This is a genomic window from Paractinoplanes abujensis (assembly GCF_014204895.1).
Lineage (GTDB): Bacteria > Actinomycetota > Actinomycetes > Mycobacteriales > Micromonosporaceae > Actinoplanes > Actinoplanes abujensis.
This window is the reverse complement of sequence record NZ_JACHMF010000001.1, coordinates 9,027,570-9,044,355: the sequence shown is the minus strand read 5'-3', so window position 1 is coordinate 9,044,355 and position 16,786 is coordinate 9,027,570. Positions and strand designations below refer to the sequence as shown.

14 protein-coding genes are annotated in these 16,786 nt (G+C 72.2%); 5 read left to right on the top strand and 9 right to left on the bottom strand.

Going from position 1 to position 16,786, the window contains the following annotated elements:
• Positions 1-29: 29 nt before the first annotated feature.
• Genes allB through BKA14_RS41655 form a run of 3 tightly spaced genes read left to right on the top strand, consistent with a single transcriptional unit; the run spans position 30 to position 2,665 of the window.
• Complete coding sequence (gene allB, locus BKA14_RS41665) at positions 30-1,343, top strand: allantoinase AllB (RefSeq protein WP_184956216.1); 1,314 nt, start codon at positions 30-32, stop codon at positions 1,341-1,343.
• On the top strand, positions 1,343-2,323 hold the full coding sequence (gene alc, locus BKA14_RS41660) for an allantoicase (protein ID WP_184956215.1): 981 nt from the start codon (positions 1,343-1,345) through the stop codon (positions 2,321-2,323). The genes allB and alc overlap by 1 nt, the downstream gene beginning before the upstream one ends.
• An 18-nt stretch (positions 2,324-2,341) precedes the next feature.
• A complete protein-coding gene (locus tag BKA14_RS41655) occupies positions 2,342-2,665 on the top strand; it encodes a TfoX/Sxy family protein (RefSeq protein WP_184956214.1) in 324 nt (107 codons plus the stop codon).
• Here BKA14_RS41655 and BKA14_RS41650 read toward each other — a convergent pair.
• The 8 genes from BKA14_RS41650 to uraD form a co-directional block, all read right to left on the bottom strand.
• Positions 2,638-2,859 carry a hypothetical protein gene (locus tag BKA14_RS41650; protein WP_184956213.1) on the bottom strand — a complete coding sequence of 74 codons (222 nt, stop codon included), beginning with the start codon at positions 2,857-2,859 and terminating at the stop codon, positions 2,638-2,640. The genes BKA14_RS41655 and BKA14_RS41650 overlap by 28 nt on opposite strands.
• Before the next feature lie 127 nt (positions 2,860-2,986).
• A complete protein-coding gene (locus BKA14_RS41645) occupies positions 2,987-4,126 on the bottom strand; it encodes a DUF6986 family protein (protein ID WP_184956212.1) in 1,140 nt (379 codons plus the stop codon).
• The gene (aceB, locus tag BKA14_RS41640) at positions 4,126-5,673 is read right to left on the bottom strand and encodes a malate synthase A (RefSeq protein WP_184956211.1); all 1,548 of its coding nucleotides are present in this window, start codon (positions 5,671-5,673) and stop codon (positions 4,126-4,128) included. The genes BKA14_RS41645 and aceB overlap by 1 nt, the downstream gene beginning before the upstream one ends.
• A 163-nt stretch (positions 5,674-5,836) precedes the next feature.
• Positions 5,837-7,258 (bottom strand): DUF1996 domain-containing protein, encoded by a 1,422-nt coding sequence (locus tag BKA14_RS41635; protein ID WP_239092630.1) that lies wholly within the window; start codon positions 7,256-7,258, stop codon positions 5,837-5,839.
• A gap of 255 nt (positions 7,259-7,513) precedes the next feature.
• Positions 7,514-8,866: an 8-oxoguanine deaminase gene (locus tag BKA14_RS41630; protein ID WP_184956209.1), complete on the bottom strand. Its 1,353-nt coding sequence runs from the start codon at positions 8,864-8,866 to the stop codon at positions 7,514-7,516.
• Complete coding sequence (pucL, locus tag BKA14_RS41625) at positions 8,863-9,723, bottom strand: factor-independent urate hydroxylase (protein ID WP_184956208.1); 861 nt, start codon at positions 9,721-9,723, stop codon at positions 8,863-8,865. The genes BKA14_RS41630 and pucL overlap by 4 nt, the downstream gene beginning before the upstream one ends.
• A gap of 6 nt (positions 9,724-9,729) precedes the next feature.
• Complete coding sequence (gene uraH, locus BKA14_RS41620; RefSeq protein WP_184956207.1) at positions 9,730-10,092, bottom strand: hydroxyisourate hydrolase; 363 nt, start codon at positions 10,090-10,092, stop codon at positions 9,730-9,732.
• Positions 10,082-10,588 carry a 2-oxo-4-hydroxy-4-carboxy-5-ureidoimidazoline decarboxylase gene (uraD, locus tag BKA14_RS41615; RefSeq protein ID WP_184956206.1) on the bottom strand — a complete coding sequence of 169 codons (507 nt, stop codon included), beginning with the start codon at positions 10,586-10,588 and terminating at the stop codon, positions 10,082-10,084. Before uraD ends, uraH begins: the two co-directional genes overlap by 11 nt.
• A 182-nt stretch (positions 10,589-10,770) precedes the next feature.
• Between uraD and BKA14_RS41610 the strand changes: the two genes are divergently transcribed.
• Positions 10,771-13,863, top strand: a complete 3,093-nt coding sequence (locus BKA14_RS41610) for an ATP-dependent RNA helicase (protein WP_184956205.1) — start codon at positions 10,771-10,773, stop codon at positions 13,861-13,863.
• Positions 13,860-14,258, top strand: coding sequence for a hypothetical protein (locus tag BKA14_RS41605; protein ID WP_184956204.1), 399 nt, complete (start codon positions 13,860-13,862; stop codon positions 14,256-14,258). Before BKA14_RS41610 ends, BKA14_RS41605 begins: the two co-directional genes overlap by 4 nt.
• Positions 14,259-14,434: 176 nt before the next feature.
• On the opposite strand, the gene BKA14_RS41600 is transcribed toward BKA14_RS41605, so the two are convergent.
• Positions 14,435-16,732, bottom strand: a complete 2,298-nt coding sequence (locus BKA14_RS41600; RefSeq protein ID WP_184956203.1) for a putative bifunctional diguanylate cyclase/phosphodiesterase — start codon at positions 16,730-16,732, stop codon at positions 14,435-14,437.
• Positions 16,733-16,786: the final 54 nt, after the last annotated feature.

Genomic DNA, 16,786 nt, shown 5'->3' with positions numbered 1-16,786 from the left:
TTGTCACACGGGGCCGGTAGTGTCGGCTCATGGTCGAGCTGGTGTTGCGGTCGCGGCGGGTGGTCACGGGTGGTGGCGAGCGCGCGGCCGCCGTGGCGATCCAGGGCGGCACGATCGTGGCCGTCGGGAGCTATGACGACGTCTTCGACACCGAGGCCGACACCGACCTGGGCGGGACCGCGCTGCTGCCGGGGCTGGTCGACACGCATGTGCATGTGAACGAGCCGGGGCGTACGGAGTGGGAAGGGTTTGCCTCGGCCACGCGCGCGGCGGCCGCCGGGGGCGTCACAACGATCATCGACATGCCGCTCAACAGTCTGCCGCCGACCGTCGACGTGCCGGCTCTGCGGGTCAAGCAGGCGGCGGCGCGGGGTCAGACCTTCGTCGACGTCGGGTTCTGGGGCGGGGCCATCCCCGGCAATTCATCCGCTTTGCCCGCGCTGCACGAGGCAGGCGTCTTCGGCTTCAAGGCCTTCCTCGCCGATTCCGGTGTGCCGGAGTTCCCGCCGTTGTCGCCGCCGGAGCTTGCGGCGGCGCTTGACGCGGCGCCTGCCCTGTTCGTGATCCACGCTGAAGACCCTCGCTACTTGTCCGATCTATCCGGTGGGGCAACGTACGACGAGTTCCTCGCGTCCCGGCCGCCCGAGGCCGAGCACGCCGCGATCGCGACAGCCGTCGAAGCCGCCCGCCGCGCCGGCCGCCGGGTCCACATCCTGCATCTCTCCGCGGCCACCGCGCTCCCGCTGATCGCGGCCGCCCGGGCCGAGGGTCTGCCGGTCACCGCCGAGACCTGCCCGCACTACCTGACCCTCGACGCCGGCCACATCCCCGACGGCGCGACCGAGTTCAAGTGCTGCCCGCCGATTCGCGACGCCGCCAACGCCGACCTGCTCTGGCGGGCGCTGGCCGACGGGCTGATCACCTGCGTCGTCAGCGACCACTCCCCCTGCACACCCGAGCTCAAGCGGCGCGACACCGGTGACTTCGCGGCGGCCTGGGGCGGCATCGCGTCGGTGCAGCTGGGCCTGCCGGTGATCTGGACAGCGGCCCGGGCCCGGGGCCATGCGCTGGCCGACGTGGCCGACTGGATGGCGCGCCGCCCGGCCGACCTGGTGGGATTGCACCGCAAGGGCCGGATCGAGGTGGGCGCGCAGGCCGACCTGGTCGCGTTCGACCCCGAGGAGACGTTCGTCGTCGAGCCGGCCCGGCTCCATCACAAGAACCCCGTAACGCCGTACGCGGGCAAGAAACTGTCCGGTGTGGTGCGCACGACCTGGCTGCGCGGGCATGCCGTGACCGGCGACGTGGCGCGGGGCCGCTTCCTGACCCGGGAGGACACCTGATGGAAGACTTCGCCACGCTGCCCGACCTGGCCTCGCGCGCGCTCGGCGGCGGTGTCGTGTGGGCCGACGACGAGTTCTTCGCCGCGGCCGACCATCTGGTGCTGCCGGCCCCGCCGGTGTTCGCGCCGCGCACCTTCGACCACAAGGGCCAGGTTTACGACGGGTGGGAGACCCGCCGGCGCCGCGAGCCCGGCCACGACACGGCGATCGTTCGGCTCGGCGCGCCCGGCGTGATCCGCGGCGTCGACGTCGACACGGCCTTCTTCACCGGCAACTATCCGCCCCACGCGGCGATCGACGGGCTGGCCGCCGACGGCTATCCGGCCCCGGCCGACCTGCTGGCCGCCGAGTGGACCCCGCTGGTCCCGAAGTCGCCGCTCGCCGGTGACAGCCGCAACCTGTTCGCCGTCACGAGCGAGAAACGATTCACCCACGTCCGGCTCACGATCTTCCCCGACGGTGGTGTGGCCCGGCTGCGGGTGCACGGTGTGGCCGTCCCCGACCCGCGGCTGCTGCCCGAGGTCTTCGACGTGGCCGCGCTGGCCTACGGGGCTCGGATCACCGAGTGCAGCAACATGTTCTACGGCCATCCGGAAAACGTGCTGATGCCCGGCCTGGCCCAGCACATGGGCGACGGCTGGGAGACGTCCCGCCGCCGCGACGACGCCAACGACTGGCTCACGGTCCGGCTGGCCGCCCCGGCCGAGATCGCGCTGGTCGACCTCGACACCACCCACTTCAAAGGCAACGCCCCCGGCTGGGCCGCCGTCCGCGGCACCGAGGACGGCGCCGAGTGGTTCGACATCCTGCCCCGCACCGCCCTGCGCCCCGACACACCACACCGTTTCCCCGTACGGCCCGGGCGCGTCGCCGCCGCGGCCCGCCTCGACATCTACCCCGACGGCGGCCTGGCCCGGCTGCGCCTGCACGGCCGGCCGGTCGACGGTTTCCTCACCGACCAGTTCCGCCGATTCAGCTGACGCTGCGAGGGTTTCGCCATGGCCTACGACGAAGTGCTGGCCCAGCGCCTGCGCGACCGGCTCACCGACCCGGCCGTCACCGAACGCAAGATGTTCGGCGGGCTCGCCTTCTTCACGAACGGCAACATGACGGTCGGCGTGACCGGCGACTCGCTGATCGTGCGGCTGGGCGCGCCCGAGGTCGAGGCGGCCCTGAGCCGTCCCGGCGTCCGGCCGTTCGAAGGCAACGGCCGGGTGATGAAGAGCTGGCTCCTCGTCGGCGGTGACCATCTCGACGACGCCACCCTCGACTCCTGGCTCGACGAGGCGCTCGACTACGTGACCGGGTTACCGGCCAAGTGACGGCGCTTGGCCCGATACGGCAGCAGATACAGGTAGAGCCCCGAAAAGAACAGCACGGCCAGCGGCAGCAGCGGTGTGTAGGACACCCACAGCAGTGACTCACCCCCGGCGGTGATGGCGACTGTCGTCGCCACCACCGTCACCGTGAACAGAACTGCCATCCAGCGGTGCGCCTGCCGAACCCACGTCTTCATCCCGGACCTCCCAGTCGTGTCGTTCACGCAGCTCACGCTAGGGGTCGACGGCGTTCACCGGCTTCTCGATTCCTGACCGGTCCAGCGCCACGAGGTGCCCCTTACCGGCGGCGGGCATGCTCTCGCTTCACAGGAAGGTGAGCAACTCCTCCCGGGCGAAGCCGGCGTCGGTGAGGGCGCCGCAGTTGAGGCCGCGGAGCAGGTAGGCGGCGAGGGCGCGGGCGGTCGCGGGCTCGTCGGCGATGCCGCTGCCGGCGCGGGACAGGTAGCGCTGCAGGCGGGTGACGGCGACGTCGCGGCCCTCGCGGAAGAACGCGTACGTGGCGGCGTAGCGGGTCGGCAGCTGGGCCGGGTGCAGGTCCCAGCCCTGGTAGAAGCCACGTTCGAGGGAGCGGCTGACCAGGCGGTGGTGGACCGACCAGGCTTCCTGCACCTCGGTGCGCGAGCCGACGGGCAGCAGGTTGGTGGAGCCGTCGGAAAGGCGGATCCCGGTCTGGGCGGCGGCGGCCTGCATGACCGCTTTGGCGTGATCGGCCACCGGGTGGTCCATCGCCTGGTAGGCGGCGGCGATCCCGGCGGCGGCGCTGTAGTCGTACGTGCCGTAGTGCAGGCCGGTGCAGCGGCCGCCGGCGGCGGTGATCAGGCGGGTCACGGTGGCGGTGCCGTCGGCGGCGAGCACGGCCGACGGCAGCTCGATCTGGATCTCGAAGCGGAGCGTGCCGCCGGCCAGACCGTACGCGTGCTCCAGCTTCTCCAGCAGCGCGACGAACGTGGCGACCTGCTCGGTCCCGCTCACCTTGGGCAGCGTGAGCATGAACCGATCATCCTGATAGGACGACAGGAACAGGTCGAGCGTGCGCAGGGAGCGCCGCCGCGTGGTGGCTTCGAGCGACTTGACGCGCAGCCCGAGGAAGGGCGGGCGGTCACCGGCCCGCAGGATCGCCGCCGCTTTGCGGACCGCCGCGTCCTCCTGGTCGTCGTCGCGGACGCCGTATCCGTCCTCGAAGTCGACCCGCAGATCCTCGATGGGTTCGCGGGCCAGCTTCTCACGTACGCCCGGCACCGACCACGGGAAGTCGTGCTCGTCCATGACCCGCAGCGCCTCGGCGCCCCATTCGCGGAAGCCGTCGAGCCGGTCGGCCGGGATGTAGACGGTGTGCACGGGTTGCCGGTCGGCCCGTTCGCCCGGGTAGCGCGCCGCGAGGAACGCGTCGTGGGCGGCGAGCCGGCTGTCGGCCTCGTCGTAGTCGGCGCCGGTGAGCCGCATCAGTCGATCGAGTCGTAGGCGGCGGTGGTGAGGAAGTCGGCGAAGTCGTCGGCCAGCGCGACCCGCTCGAACAGTTTGCGCGCGTCGTCGAAGCGGCCGGCCGACCACGCCTCGTCGCCGACCGTCTCACGGATCTTGGCCAGTTCCTCGTCCTCGATCCGGCCGACCAGTTCCGCCGTGATCTCGGTGCCGTCGGGGAGCCGTACGCCGTTGTGAATCCACTGCCACACCTGCGAGCGCGAGATCTCGGCGGTGGCGGCATCCTCCATCAGGTTGTTGATCGCCACGGCGCCGTTGCCGCGCAGCCACGCCTCCAGGTACTGCAGGCCGACGGAGACGTCGTTGCGCAGCCCGTCCTCGGTGACCTCGCCCGGTGTGGCCGCCACGTCGAGCAGTTGCTCGGCGGTGACGCTCACGTCGGGCCGCTGCCGGTCGAGCTGGTTGGGCCCCTCCCCGAGCACCCGGTCGAAGATCTCCTGACAGACCGGCACGAGGTCAGGGTGCGCGACCCAGGAACCGTCGAACCCGTCGCCGGCCTCGCGCTCCTTGTCCTCACGCACCTTGGCCAGCGCGACCTCGTTGACCGCGGGGTCACGCCGGCTGGGGATGAACGCGGCCATGCCGCCCATCGCGAACGCGCCGCGCCGGTGGCAGGTGGAGACGAGCAGTTCCGTGTACGCCCGCATGAACGGCGCGGTCATCGTCACCGAGGCGCGGTCGGGCAGCACCATCGACGGGTTGTCGCGGAAGTACTTGATGATGCTGAACAGGTAGTCCCAGCGGCCGGCGTTGAGCCCGGAGATGTGCGGCCGCAACGCGTGCAGGATCTCCTCCATCTCGAACGCGGCCGGGATCGTCTCGATGAGCACCGTGGCCCGGATCGTGCCGACCGGGATGCCGAGCGTCTCCTGCGCGTACGTGAAGACGTCGTTCCACAGCTCGGCCTCTTTGTGGGACTCCATCTTGGGCAGATAGAAATACGGTCCGCTGCCGCGCTCGAGCAGCTCCTTGGCGTTGTGGAAGAAGTAGAGGCCGAAGTCGACGAGCGCGCCCACGGCCGGCGTGCCGTCGACCGGCAAGTGGCGTTCGTCGAGGTGCCAGCCGCGCGGGCGCATCACGATCGTCGGGTAAGGACCGCCCTTGAGCTCGTACGTCTTCTGGGGTGTGGTCAGCGTGATGGTGCGCCGGATGGCGTCGTGCAAGTTCTGCTGGCCGTCGACGACGTTCGACCAGTGCGGGGTGTTGGCGTCCTCCAAGTCGGCCAGCCACACCTTGGCCCCCGAGTTGAGCGCGTTGATGGTCATCTTGCGCTCGGTCGGGCCGGTGATCTCGACGCGCCGGTCCCGCAGATCGGCCGGGGCGGGCGGGGCGCTCCACTCGGCGGCGCGGATGTGGGCCGTCTCGGGCAGGAAACCGAGCGACCCACCGGCGGCGATCGCGGCCCGGCGCTCGGACCGGGCCCGCAGCAGCTCATCGCGCCGGGGGCGGAAGCGCCGGTTCAGCTCGGCCACGAACCCCACGGCCTCGTCGGACAGGATCTCGGTCATCGTCGACGGCTCCCCTCGATGCGACTGCTCCCTATGCCTTCGACCGTAGTGGAGCGGGGAGCTGTCGGCAGGAAAGCGCCCACCTCCGCGGTCCCTGCGAAGGTGGGCGCTTGTCACTGGGGTGCGGGCGCGGCTGGGGACGGTGCGCGCGCGCCCGCACCGATCAGTGGTTACCGAAGGTGTCGCACTTGGCCTTCTGCACCAGGCAGTCCTTGACCCGGTGGCCGAGGGGCGCATCCTCCCAGGCGGCGAAGACGTCGCCGTGCATCGAACTGGCCATGCCCGAGCTGAGCTTGAAGCCGGCCGGCGAGCCCGAGGTCGGATAGCCGATCACGAAGGCGATCGACGGGATGGCGACCGGGAACTTGCCGCTGCACTGGCCGGACGAGTCGGCCGGGCCGGTGTGCGACTTGTGGTCGGGGCTGTCCAGGTGGATGCCGTCCCAGCAGTCCGGGAAGGTCAGGTGGAAGGTGAGCTCGGCGGTCTTGGCGCAGACCGGCCAGTTGCCGTCGGTGCTGCGGCCGATCTCGCCACCGGCGCCGGCGCACCAGAACTGCCCGTTGGCGCCCTTCGGCGTGGCGACCTGACGCTTGGCGTCGCCGACGACCATCCGGAAGCCCTGCGGCAGCGGCACGGTCTTGGTCGGGTCGGGCAGGCGCGAGCCGTAGTACACCGTAACGCCGTGCGGTTCGACCTTCTGGCCGTTCTCGTAGAGGCTGGGGATCCAGTACGCCGAGTGGTCTTCGTCCGGCTTGCAGCTCGAGCCGGTGTTCTTCAGCAGGGTGTCGGTCGTCGTGAAGGCGTCCGTCGCGTTGTTGCCGAGGAACGAGTGCATGTGCGAGCCGCCCGGCAGGCCCGGCAGCACGATCGGGTCGTCGGCTCGCGCGTGGCTCACCTTGCAGGAGGCGTTGAACTCGGCCACCCGTACGGGGTTGCCGGTGATCGCCTTGGGCTTCATCGCGTTGAACTCGGCGAGCTGGGCCTTCCACTTGGCCTGGTCCATCACGACCCAGCCGGCGGTGGTGGCCGGCGGAGTGGTCGCCGGCGGGGTGGTCGCCGGCGGGGCCGTGGTGGGCGCGGTCGCCGGGGGCGTCGCCGGCGTCGTGGCCGTCCCGCCCAGCGTGAACCAGTTGACGTTCACGAAGTCGGACTTCTGCGCGCTCTTCATGACGGCGACGAGGTTCTGCCGGCCGGTCGGCGCCTTCACCGTGGCGGACTTGGTGACCCATGTCTGCCAGCCGCCGGTCCTGGTCACCGGGATCGCGGTCAGCAACGTGCCGGTGGGCGAGCCGAGCCGCAGTTCGATCGAGCCGCCGGCGGAGTTGTCGGAGGCGATCCGGGCCGTGACGGTGCTGCCGACGGTCACGTTGTCGTAGCGCAGCCAGTCGCCGTTGGCGAGCCAGCCGACGTTCTTGCCGCCGTCCTGGTCACCCGTGTTCTCGGTCTGCGCGCCGGACTGGGCCGAGAAGGCCTCCGCCTGCAGCCGGCCGGGCACGACGGTCTCGGCGGCGTTGGCGGTGGCGATGTAGACGCCGCTGCCCCCGACCGCCAGCGCAACGGCCGCGCCGAGGACAACGCGCGTCACGCGGCGACGATTGCGGGGGTTGGGCGGGGCGACGTGTTGGGGGTCAGTCCGCATTGTCTAGCTCTCTCGTCTCTGCCGTTCCGGAGCCGTTTCGAGAGCGAGTATGCAGAGGTCAGAGCGTTACTTCAACGTGTGGAGAAAGATTTGAGAAACGCCATTCAGAGCGTCGCAGGTAGCCGCGATTCCGATTCTCGATAACATTTTTCCGAGCTTCCCGCCTTAAGTCTTCCTTAAATGCGCCGGGGATCAGCATGGTCACTCGCTGTCAAGAAGGCGGCGGTGGGCGCGAACGGCCTCGCGGGCCAGCGTATCCGCATCCGCGTGAACCAGTTCGGCCCGCTCGACGACGGGCCGCCCGCCCACCAGCGCCAGCTCGACCGGCGCGGCCGGCCCGAGCACCAGCGCGGCCAGCTTGTCGTCGATGCCCGCGTGCCCGAGCCCGTCGAGCCGCCACACGACGAGGTCGGCCAGCTTGCCCGGCTCGAGCGAACCCAGCTCGTCCTGCCGGCCCAGGCAGCGGGCGCCGCCCATCGTGCCCAGCCGCAGAGCCGCGCGCGCGTCGAGCGCCGCCGGCCCGCCCCGGATCCGCGCCGTGTAGAGCGCCTGCCGCAGTTCCTCGCCCAGGTGAGCCGCCTCCTGCGAGGCCGAGCCGTCGACACCGAGGCCGACCGGCACCCGATGGTCGAGCAGCTCCCGCACCCGGGCCGCGCCCGCGCCGAGCCGCGCGTTAGAGCTCGGGCAGTGCGCCACGCCGGTGCCGGTGGCGCCCAGCTTCGCGATCGCCGAGTCGTCGAGGTGCACGCCGTGGGCAAGCCACACGTCGTCGCCGAGCCAGCCGAGCCGCTCCGCGTATTCGACCGGGGTGCAGCCGAACCGCTCGCGGCAGAAGTCCTCCTCGTCGTCGGTCTCGGCCAAGTGGGTGTGCAGCCGCACATTTTTGCGCCGGGCCAGCTCGGCGGCCTCGCTCATGAGCCGCTCGGTGACCGAGAACGGCGAGCACGGCGCGACCGCGATCTGCAGCATCGCGCCCGGGGACGGGTCGTGCCAGCGGTCGATCGCCTGCTCGGTGGCGGCGAGCGCGGCGTCGGTGCTCTCGACGATGTTGTCGGGCGGCAGGCCGCCGTCCTGGCGTCCGAGATCCATCGAGCCGCGCGTGGGGTGGAAGCGCAGGCCGATCCGCCGGGCCGCCTCGATCTCGGCCTCGAGCACGTCGCCGCCGTCGCGCGGGAAGACGTAGTGGTGATCCATCGACGTCGTGCACCCGGACAGGGCCAGCCAGCCCAGCCCGGCACCGGCCGCCGCCCCGACGACCTCGGCGTCGAGCCGGCCCCAGATCGGATAGAGCGTGGTCAGCCAGCCGAACAACGTCTCGTCGACGGCCAGCCCGCGCGTCGCCCACTGGTAAAGGTGGTGATGCGTGTTGATCAGCCCGGGCGTGACCAGGCAGCCCGAGCCGTCGACCCGCCGGGTGTCGCCGTCCGCGGCGGGTGCGGGACCCGCGCCGACCGCGGCGATGCGGCCGTCGTCGCCGACCACCACGTGGCCGTCGGCGTGATACGTGTCGGCGGTGTCGACCGTGGCGACGGCGACGTTCTCGATGACGATCACGGATACCACTCCGTGATCGCCGGGGGCACGTCGTCGCGGGTGACGGTGCCCTCGATCAACCCGTAGGGCCGGTCACCGGCGATGAATACCTCGTTGTCGTTGGCCAGGTCGAACGGTGACAGGTCGACCAGATAGTGATGCTTGTTGGGCAGCGCCAGCCGGATCTCGGCGATCTCGGCCTGGTCGTTGAGCACCTGACTGCCCATCGCGAAGAGCGTCTGCTGCAGCGAAAGGCTGTGCGTGCCGACGAAGGCCTTGGTCAGGGCCTCGGCGACACCCGTGAACGACTTGCCCCAGTCGGTGGTGTCGTGCAGGTGCCGCCAGCGGGCGTCGACCGCCGTGGCCAGAATGCGGTCGGTGGTCTCGGGCAGGGTCGTGTATTTGTCGCGCGGGAAGCCGTGAAACTCCGAATTCGCCGAATTGAGCAGCACCATGCCGGACAGACCGCTGACGACCTGGGTCTGCTCGACGGTGACGGTGACCTCCGCCGTACGCGTGTGGTCGCCGCGTCGCTGGAAGGAGTGCGGGCCCAGCCTCTCCCACGCGAACGACTCGATGCCGACCCGGGCCGCGCGGATCTGCGTCTGGGTCTCGACGAAATGCCGGCCCAGGCGCAGCGCGAACTCCTCCGGCTCGCCTACGCCGTGCTCCTTGGCCAACGCGTACACCGTGTTCTTCATGGTGTCGGTGGGCAGCACGCCCGAGTTGTCGCCGGTCAGGTGGGTCGCGGCCAGGTCGCCGGAGAGCGCGATGCTGACGTTGAAATCGGCCAGCGTGTGCGTCTCGCCGTCGCGGGTGACGCGAACCAGCCGCGTCTCGGCCTTGCCGTAGCGGTTTTCTCCGAGCACGATCGCCACGCGCGTTCAGCTCCCTCGATAGGTCGTGTATCCGTAACGGCTGAGCAGCAGCGGCACGTGATAATGCCGCTCGGGGTCGCGGACGTGGAAAGCGACCGTGATCTCCGGGAAGAAGCAGTCGGCCCCCAGGTAGGGCTCGACGTAGAAGGACAGGCGATAGCCGCCCGCCTGCCACTCGTGCAACGGGACCCGATAGCGCAACCGGCCGTCGTCGTCCGTGCGCCCCTCGGCGATCGTCCCCCACCCGTCGGAGTCGCGTCGCTCCAACCGCACATAAACGTCGCGGGCCGGCTCGCCACTGATCGTGTCGAGGATGTGCGTCGAGATCCTCGCGTGGAACTCGGGCGGCGTGCCGTTGTCAGAGGGCATCGAGCACCCGCTCGAGTCGCAGCAGCGCGATCGCGTGCAGCTCGTCGACGACCACCGCGCGCTCGGCCGCCTCGTCGTGGGTCAACCGCTCGCGGGCCGCGGCCAGGATCTCCTCCTGTGTGCGCCCGCTGGCGAAGATCAGGAACACGTGACCGAATTTCTCCTCGTACGCCCGGTTGGCCTCGATCAACGCGGCCCGGGTGCGCTCGTCGGCGCTGGCCGAGGCCGCCGACTGCTCGCGACGGGACCAGGCGGACTCCTTGGAGTCACCGCCCGCCCGCTCGCCTATGCGCGGGTGCGCGGCCAGGCCGGCCAGCACCTCAGGCCAGCTGAGGGCACGCGTGGCGGCACTGGCGACGGCGAGCACGTCCTCCCGCCGCTCATACGGACGCTGGGCCATGATCTTGGCACCCCACGCGGGCGCGGCGAGGCAGGCGCGGAGATCAGCCTCGAGGCGGGCGTCGGGCAGCGAGTTGAACACCTCGACCGCGTCCATCGGCACCCCTTCCTGTGTCGATCAGTCAATCAGGCCTTAACGGCCCAGTGCACTCATTCCCTGACGTTGCTTCGTGCCGCACACCTTGCCATGCCGGGCCGACAGTTCGCCGGGGCCTGTGGATAACTCCGGGGCTGTGGACAACGCCGGGTTTTGTCGGACCCATGGGACAGGATGGTCGCGTGCTCATCGCCGACGACGCCCTGCCCGACCTTCCGATCCGCCCGGTGCTGCCGCGGGTCCGCGCGGCGCTGTCCGGCGCCGGCTCGGCGGTGCTGGTGGCCCCACCCGGCACGGGCAAGACGACACTCGTCCCGCTCGCGCTCGAGGGCCGGGTCGTGGTGGCCGAGCCGCGCCGGCTGGCCGCCCGGGCCGCGGCCCGCCGCATGGCCACGCTGCTGGGCGAGAAACCGGGCGGCCGGGTCGGTTACACGGTTCGCGGCGACCGCCAGGTCTCCCGGTCCACCCGCGTCGAAGTGGTGACAACCGGCGTTCTCGTCCGGCGGTTGCAGCGCGACCCCGAGCTGGCCGGCACGTCGGTCGTGATCCTCGACGAGTGTCACGAGCGCCACCTCGACACCGATCTGGCCCTGGCCTTCCTGGTCGAGGTGCGGGCCACCCTCCGGCCCGACCTGGGCCTGCTGGCCACCTCGGCCACGGCCGACGCGGGCCGGCTGGCCGACGTGCTGGGCGCGGCCCCGGTCGTCACGGCGTCGGCCCGGGTCTACCCGGTCGAGGAGATCTGGACGCCCCCGCCCGGCCCGATCACGCCGCCCCTGGGCCTGCGCGTCGATCCGCGCCTGCTCGACCACGTGGCCGCCACCACCCGCCGGGCCCTGGCCGAGGGCGAAGGCGACGTGCTGGTGTTCCTGCCCGGCGCGCGCGAGATCGACGCGGTGGCGGGCCGGCTGGCCGGCCTCCGGGCCGACGTGATCCCGCTGCACGGCCGCCAGCCCGGCGCGGTGCAGGATGCGGCCCTCCGCCCCGGCCCGGGCCGCCGGGTGGTGCTGGCGACCGCGGTCGCCGAGAGCAGCCTGACGGTCCCCGGCGTGCGCGCGGTCGTCGACGCCGGCCTCAGCCGGGTCCCCCGCATGGATCACGCCCGCGGGCTGGGCGCCCTGGCCACGGTGCCGGTGTCTCGGGCGGCCGCCGTGCAGCGCGCGGGCCGGGCCGGTCGCGAGGCGCCCGGCCGGGTCTACCGCTGCTGGACGCAGGCCCAGCACGACCGGCTCCCGCCCCAGCCCGAGCCCGAGATCGCCGCGGCCGACCTGACGGGCTTCGCGCTCGACCTGGCCCTGTGGGGCCACCCCGACGGCAGTGGGCTGTCGCTGCCCGACCAGCCCCCACCCGGCGCCCTGCAGTCGGCCGTGGCCACGCTGCGCGACCTGGGCGCGGTCGACGAAACGGGCCGCGTGACCGCCCGGGGCCGGGCCCTGGCCGACGCCGGACTGCATCCCCGCCTGGCCCGGGCCCTGCTCGACGGCGCGCCCACGGTCGGCGCCCGGCGGGCCGCCGAGATCGTCGCCCTGCTCGACGACGACCGTTCCGCCGCCGACGACCTGACCACTGCCTGGCGCCGCGCCCGCAGCAGCCGCGACCCGGCCTGGCGCACCGAGGTCGGCCGCCTCACCGCCGCCCTGCAGCGCAACCCCACCGACGAATCACTCCCCGACGTGACCGACGCCGCTGCTGCGCCCGACCTCCCTGAATTTCCGGTCGCACCGCAGTCCGCCGCAGCCTCCGTCCCGCCCGGCATCGCGGACGACGCAAGCCGGAGCAACGGGGGAACGCCCGCCTTTCCGGCCGACCCGCAGCGCTCCCCGGCCTGCACCACGCCGCCCACGAACGGGACGAGCAGCACCGGCTCAGACGACGCGCCCGGGAGCAACGCAGGCGCGCGGAGGGGGGACGAGGGCGGGGCGAACGCAGACACCCCAGGTACGGGCGCGGGCCACGCGGACGGAAGCGGCGCGGGCGTGAGTGGAGACGGTGAGGGCCGCGCAGAGGCGGGCAACGCCGGCACGGATGGAAGCGGCGCGGGTCCGGGCGGCACGAGCACGGGCGCTGGTGACAGAGGCGGCGCGGACGCAGACAACGTGGGCGGAGGTAGCGCGGGCGGCGCAGGTGGGGGCCGCGCGGGTGAGGGCGGCGTGGGTCGTGCGGGTGCGGGCAACGCAGGCGCGGGCGCTGCGGGCGCGGGCGCTGCGGGCGCTGGCAACAGAGGTGCGGGCGCTGCTGGGTCTGCCGGTGCGGGCGGCGGAGTCACGGGCGGACGGGCAGATGAGCGGCACCGAGGGCTGACGGACGACCTGGCGGCGGGGCTCGTTGTGGGGCTGGCTTTTCCGGAGCGGGTGGCCCGCGTACGGGAAGCGGGTGGCCGCTCGTATCTGATGGCCGGTGGCACCGCCGCCGAGCTCGGGGCCGGTAGCGGGCTGGCCGGGGTGCAGTGGCTGGCCATCGCGTCGGCCGACCGGGCCGCGGGGGCGCGGACGGCGCGGATCAGAGCCGCGGTGCCGCTTGACGAGGCGACCGCCGTCGAGGCCGCGAAGACGTTGCTGGCCGATGCGACCGAGATCGGCTGGGTGGACGGCGACGTGGTGGCCCGCACGGTTCGACGGCTCGGCGCGATCACGCTGGTCGAGCGGCGGCTGGCCGACCCGGATCCGGGGCTTGTGCGGGCCGCGCTGCTCGACGGGTTGCGGCGCGACGGGCTGGGTTTGCTGACCTGGTCGCGAGGTGCGACCGAGCTGCGCGAAAGGCTGGCTTTTGCGCACGCCGCGCTGGGTGATCCGTGGCCCGATGTGTCCGACGAGGCCTTGCTGGCCCGGGCCGGCGAGTGGCTCGAGTTCGGCGCCGCCCGCCGCCGCGCCGATCTGGGGCGGGTCGACGTCGCCGCGAGTTTGCGCCGGCTGCTGCCGTGGTCGGTTGCGGGCCGGCTGGACGAGGTGGCCCCGGAACGCCTGCCGGTCCCGAGCGGGTCGCGGGTGCGGGTCGACTACGCCGACGCCACATCCCCGGTCCTGGCCGTGAAGGTGCAGGAGGCGTTCGGCTGGCGTGACGCTCCCCGCCTGGCCGAGGGCCGCGTGCCGGTTCTGCTGCATCTGCTCTCCCCGGCCGGCCGGCCGGTGGCGGTGACGCGCGACCTGGCTTCCTTCTGGCGGCAGGGCTATCCGCAGGTCCGGGCGGAGCTGCGGGGCCGCTACCCGCGGCACCCCTGGCCGGAGGATCCGACGACTGCCGAACCTACGCGTCGCACGAATCCGAGGTCCCGATGAGCTATGTGGTCGAGGTCGAGCATCGGTTCCGGGCGGTGCAGGGCCTGCCGTCCCCGGTGCGCGCCGCGCGGGGCCAGTCGTTGCTCGCGCCGGGCGAAGGTGTCGAGGTGGCCGTACGGGCGGGGGTGGCTTTTGACGACGAGCAGCTGACCGCGCGGGGCTGGTTTTTCGACACCGACGCGGCGGCCGCCGAACTGGAACGCTGCTGCGCCGGGTTGGGCGCCCGTCCGTGGACCGAGCTTTTCGACTTCCGTCCGACGTTCGAGCTGGTTGCCCGTCATGTGCACGGCCGCCTGGCCGCATCGCTGCCCCAGCTGGCCTATGTCGAGATCCGGGATGTGACCTTCGGCGTGACCACCCGATACGCGCCGAAGGCGGGCGGGCAGCCAAGCTAGTGCCCAAAACGGGCGGCCAACCGGGCCAGCGCCCAAACGGGCGGGCAACCAAGCCAGCGCCCAAACGGGCGGCCAACCAAGCCAGCGCCCAAACGGGCGGCCAACCAAGCCAGCGCCCAAACGGGCGGCCAACCGAGCCAGCGCCAAGAAGCCGAGCCGGTGCCGGAGGCCACGTCCTAGGAGGCCAGGTGGGCGGCCGAAGAGGGCGGAACGGCGGGGATCGCCTGCCAGCGGTGCAACGGGCCCGGCTGGCCGAACAGGTAACCCTGCCCCAGCGGGCACCCGATCGCGGCCAGCGCGTGCGCCCGGGCCGGCGTCTCGATGCCCTCGGCCACCACCACGATGCTCAGGTCGGTGCAGATGGCCAGCACCGACCGGCACAGGGCCTCGGCCCGGCCCGGAGCGATGTCGAGGTCGGTGAGGGTGGCGTCCAGCTTCACGATGTCGACCGGCAGCGAGTGCAGCTGGGCCAGGGCGTTGTAGCCGCTGCCGAAGTCGTCGAGGGCGATCCGCACCCCGTGCGAGCGCAGCCGTTCGACCATCGCGGCGGCCACGGTGATGTCCTGGATGCGGCGGGTCTCGGTGATCTCCAGGACCAGGCGGGACGGTGGCAGGCCGCTGCGGGCCAGGGCGCCCGCCACGGATTCCTCCAGGCCCGTCTGACCCAGCCGGGCCGCCGACACGTTGACGTGGATGTCGATCGGCCGGCCGCAGACGTGGGCCAGCGTGGCCGCGTCGACGCAGGCCTGGTCGAGCACGAAGTCGTCGATGGCGGCGACCAGGCCGGTCCGTTCGGCCACCGACACGAACACGTCGGGGTGCACCGGGCCCGCCACCGGTGACGTCCAGCGGGCCAGCGCCTCGACCGCCACCGTCGCGCCGTCGCTGAATCGCACGATGGGCTGGTAGAAGACCTCGAAACCGGCCGCGGCGGGGTGCCCGGAGGCCAGCGCCTCGGCCAGCAGGTGGGGCAGGTCGGCGTTCGGACCGCCGTCGGGGGTGCCGGCGTAGCGGGCCATCGAGCCTTTGCCCCGGCGTTTGCTCGAGTACATCGCGGAGTCGGCCCGGCGCAGCAGCGCGTCGGCCGTCATGGGCTCACCGGGCTCGGTCACGACCAGGCCGAGGCTCGCGCCGACTCCCATGGTGTGGCCGTCGATCGTGAACGGCTCGCGCAGCGCTTTCAGGATGCGATGCCCGGCCGGTTCGGCGTCGGCGGCGTGGTGGTCGAGCAGCACCGCGAACTCGTCGCCGCCGAGCCGGGCCACCAGGTCGTCGGACGAGACGCAGCGTTGCAGGCGTTCCGCGATGGCGCGCAGCACCCGGTCGCCCATGCCGTGGCCGAAGCTGTCGTTGATGAGTTTGAAGTCGTCGAGGTCGGCGAAGAGCACCGCCACCGGCCGGGTGCCGAGCGCCGCGGTCAGCCGCTCGGTGAACAGGGCCCGGTTGGCCAGTCCGGTCAGCGGGTCGTGGTATGCCTGGTGGTGCAGCCGTTTCTGCCCTTCCGACACGCGGTCCAGCAGCACGGTGTTGTCGACGATGGTGAACATCTGCCGGGCCACGACCAGGCCCAGGCCGAGCCAGCCGAGGTAGGCCTCGAACGGCGTGAGCGGTTTGCCGGCCCCGCCGTTGATCGCGATCATGACGCCGGTCGCGGTCACCGGCACGTACGGAAGCACCAGATGCAGCCACTCCCGTTCACCGTTGTCGACCGGCGGCGCGGCCACGGGTGCGGGTGAGCTGAGGGCCGCCACGGCCAGCAACGCGGGCCCGAGCAGGTGCCCGGCCATCTGCCACGGCGGCAACGGACCGTCAGCCAGGTGCAGGAAGCGGAGCGTGTCGGTGACGCCGAACGCCACGATGGCCGCGCCGGCCAGGGTGAGCGGCTTGCGGACGGTGGGCGAGCCGGGCCGGGTCAGCAGCAGGAGCCCGACCATGGTGGCCAGCATGAGGTCGGCGACCGGGTAGACCGCGGCCGCCACGATCAGCGAGGTGGGCTGGCCGTCCCAGCGGTACCAGTCGCGCGGGACTGTCGAGTAGGCCAGGGCGAGCAGCGAGCCCGCGATCAGCACGCTGTCGATCATCAGGGCGAACTGGTCGCGGCGGGGCGAGGCGGGCACGGACCGCGGGCGGGTGTACGGCGCCACCAGCAGCGCGCCCAGCAGCGCCATGGGCAGCAGGAAGAACCCGATGTCGGACACCATCGTGAGTGTCCGATCGGGCACGACGACGTCCTGGACGACCCACCAGAGCCGGTTCAGCGCCCAGCCGGTGAGCCCGGCCCCGACGATGATCCGCCAACGGCGCTGCAGCCCGGTACGGCTTCGGGCCGCCGCGAAGCAGATCAACGCCGCGGCCGCCCCGATGACCAGTTGCGCGGCGTCCGCGGAGATCCGCCAACCCGGCGGCCCGGCGAACTCACCGAGCGCTGTCACCCCCAGGACGATCGCCAGCGTGACAAGGAGTCGCGCGAGCATCATCACCACCCATGACGAACGGCCGCTGTAACCTACCGCAGCGACCGGCGTAAC

What these genes read in the sequence shown, in the direction of transcription:
- allB (WP_184956216.1), top strand. Translation starts at nt 30, where the DNA reads ATGGTCGAGCTGGTGTTGCGGTCGCGGCGGGTGGTCACGGGTGGTGGC.
- alc (WP_184956215.1), top strand. Translation starts at nt 1,343, where the DNA reads ATGGAAGACTTCGCCACGCTGCCCGACCTGGCCTCGCGCGCGCTCGGC.
- BKA14_RS41655 (WP_184956214.1), top strand. Translation starts at nt 2,342, where the DNA reads ATGGCCTACGACGAAGTGCTGGCCCAGCGCCTGCGCGACCGGCTCACC.
- BKA14_RS41650 (WP_184956213.1), bottom strand. Translation starts at nt 2,859, where the DNA reads ATGAAGACGTGGGTTCGGCAGGCGCACCGCTGGATGGCAGTTCTGTTC.
- BKA14_RS41645 (WP_184956212.1), bottom strand. Translation starts at nt 4,126, where the DNA reads ATGCGGCTCACCGGCGCCGACTACGACGAGGCCGACAGCCGGCTCGCC.
- aceB (WP_184956211.1), bottom strand. Translation starts at nt 5,673, where the DNA reads ATGACCGAGATCCTGTCCGACGAGGCCGTGGGGTTCGTGGCCGAGCTG.
- uraH (WP_184956207.1), bottom strand. Translation starts at nt 10,092, where the DNA reads ATGCCCTCTGACAACGGCACGCCGCCCGAGTTCCACGCGAGGATCTCG.
- uraD (WP_184956206.1), bottom strand. Translation starts at nt 10,588, where the DNA reads ATGGACGCGGTCGAGGTGTTCAACTCGCTGCCCGACGCCCGCCTCGAG.
- BKA14_RS41605 (WP_184956204.1), top strand. Translation starts at nt 13,860, where the DNA reads ATGAGCTATGTGGTCGAGGTCGAGCATCGGTTCCGGGCGGTGCAGGGC.
- BKA14_RS41600 (WP_184956203.1), bottom strand. Translation starts at nt 16,732, where the DNA reads ATGCTCGCGCGACTCCTTGTCACGCTGGCGATCGTCCTGGGGGTGACA.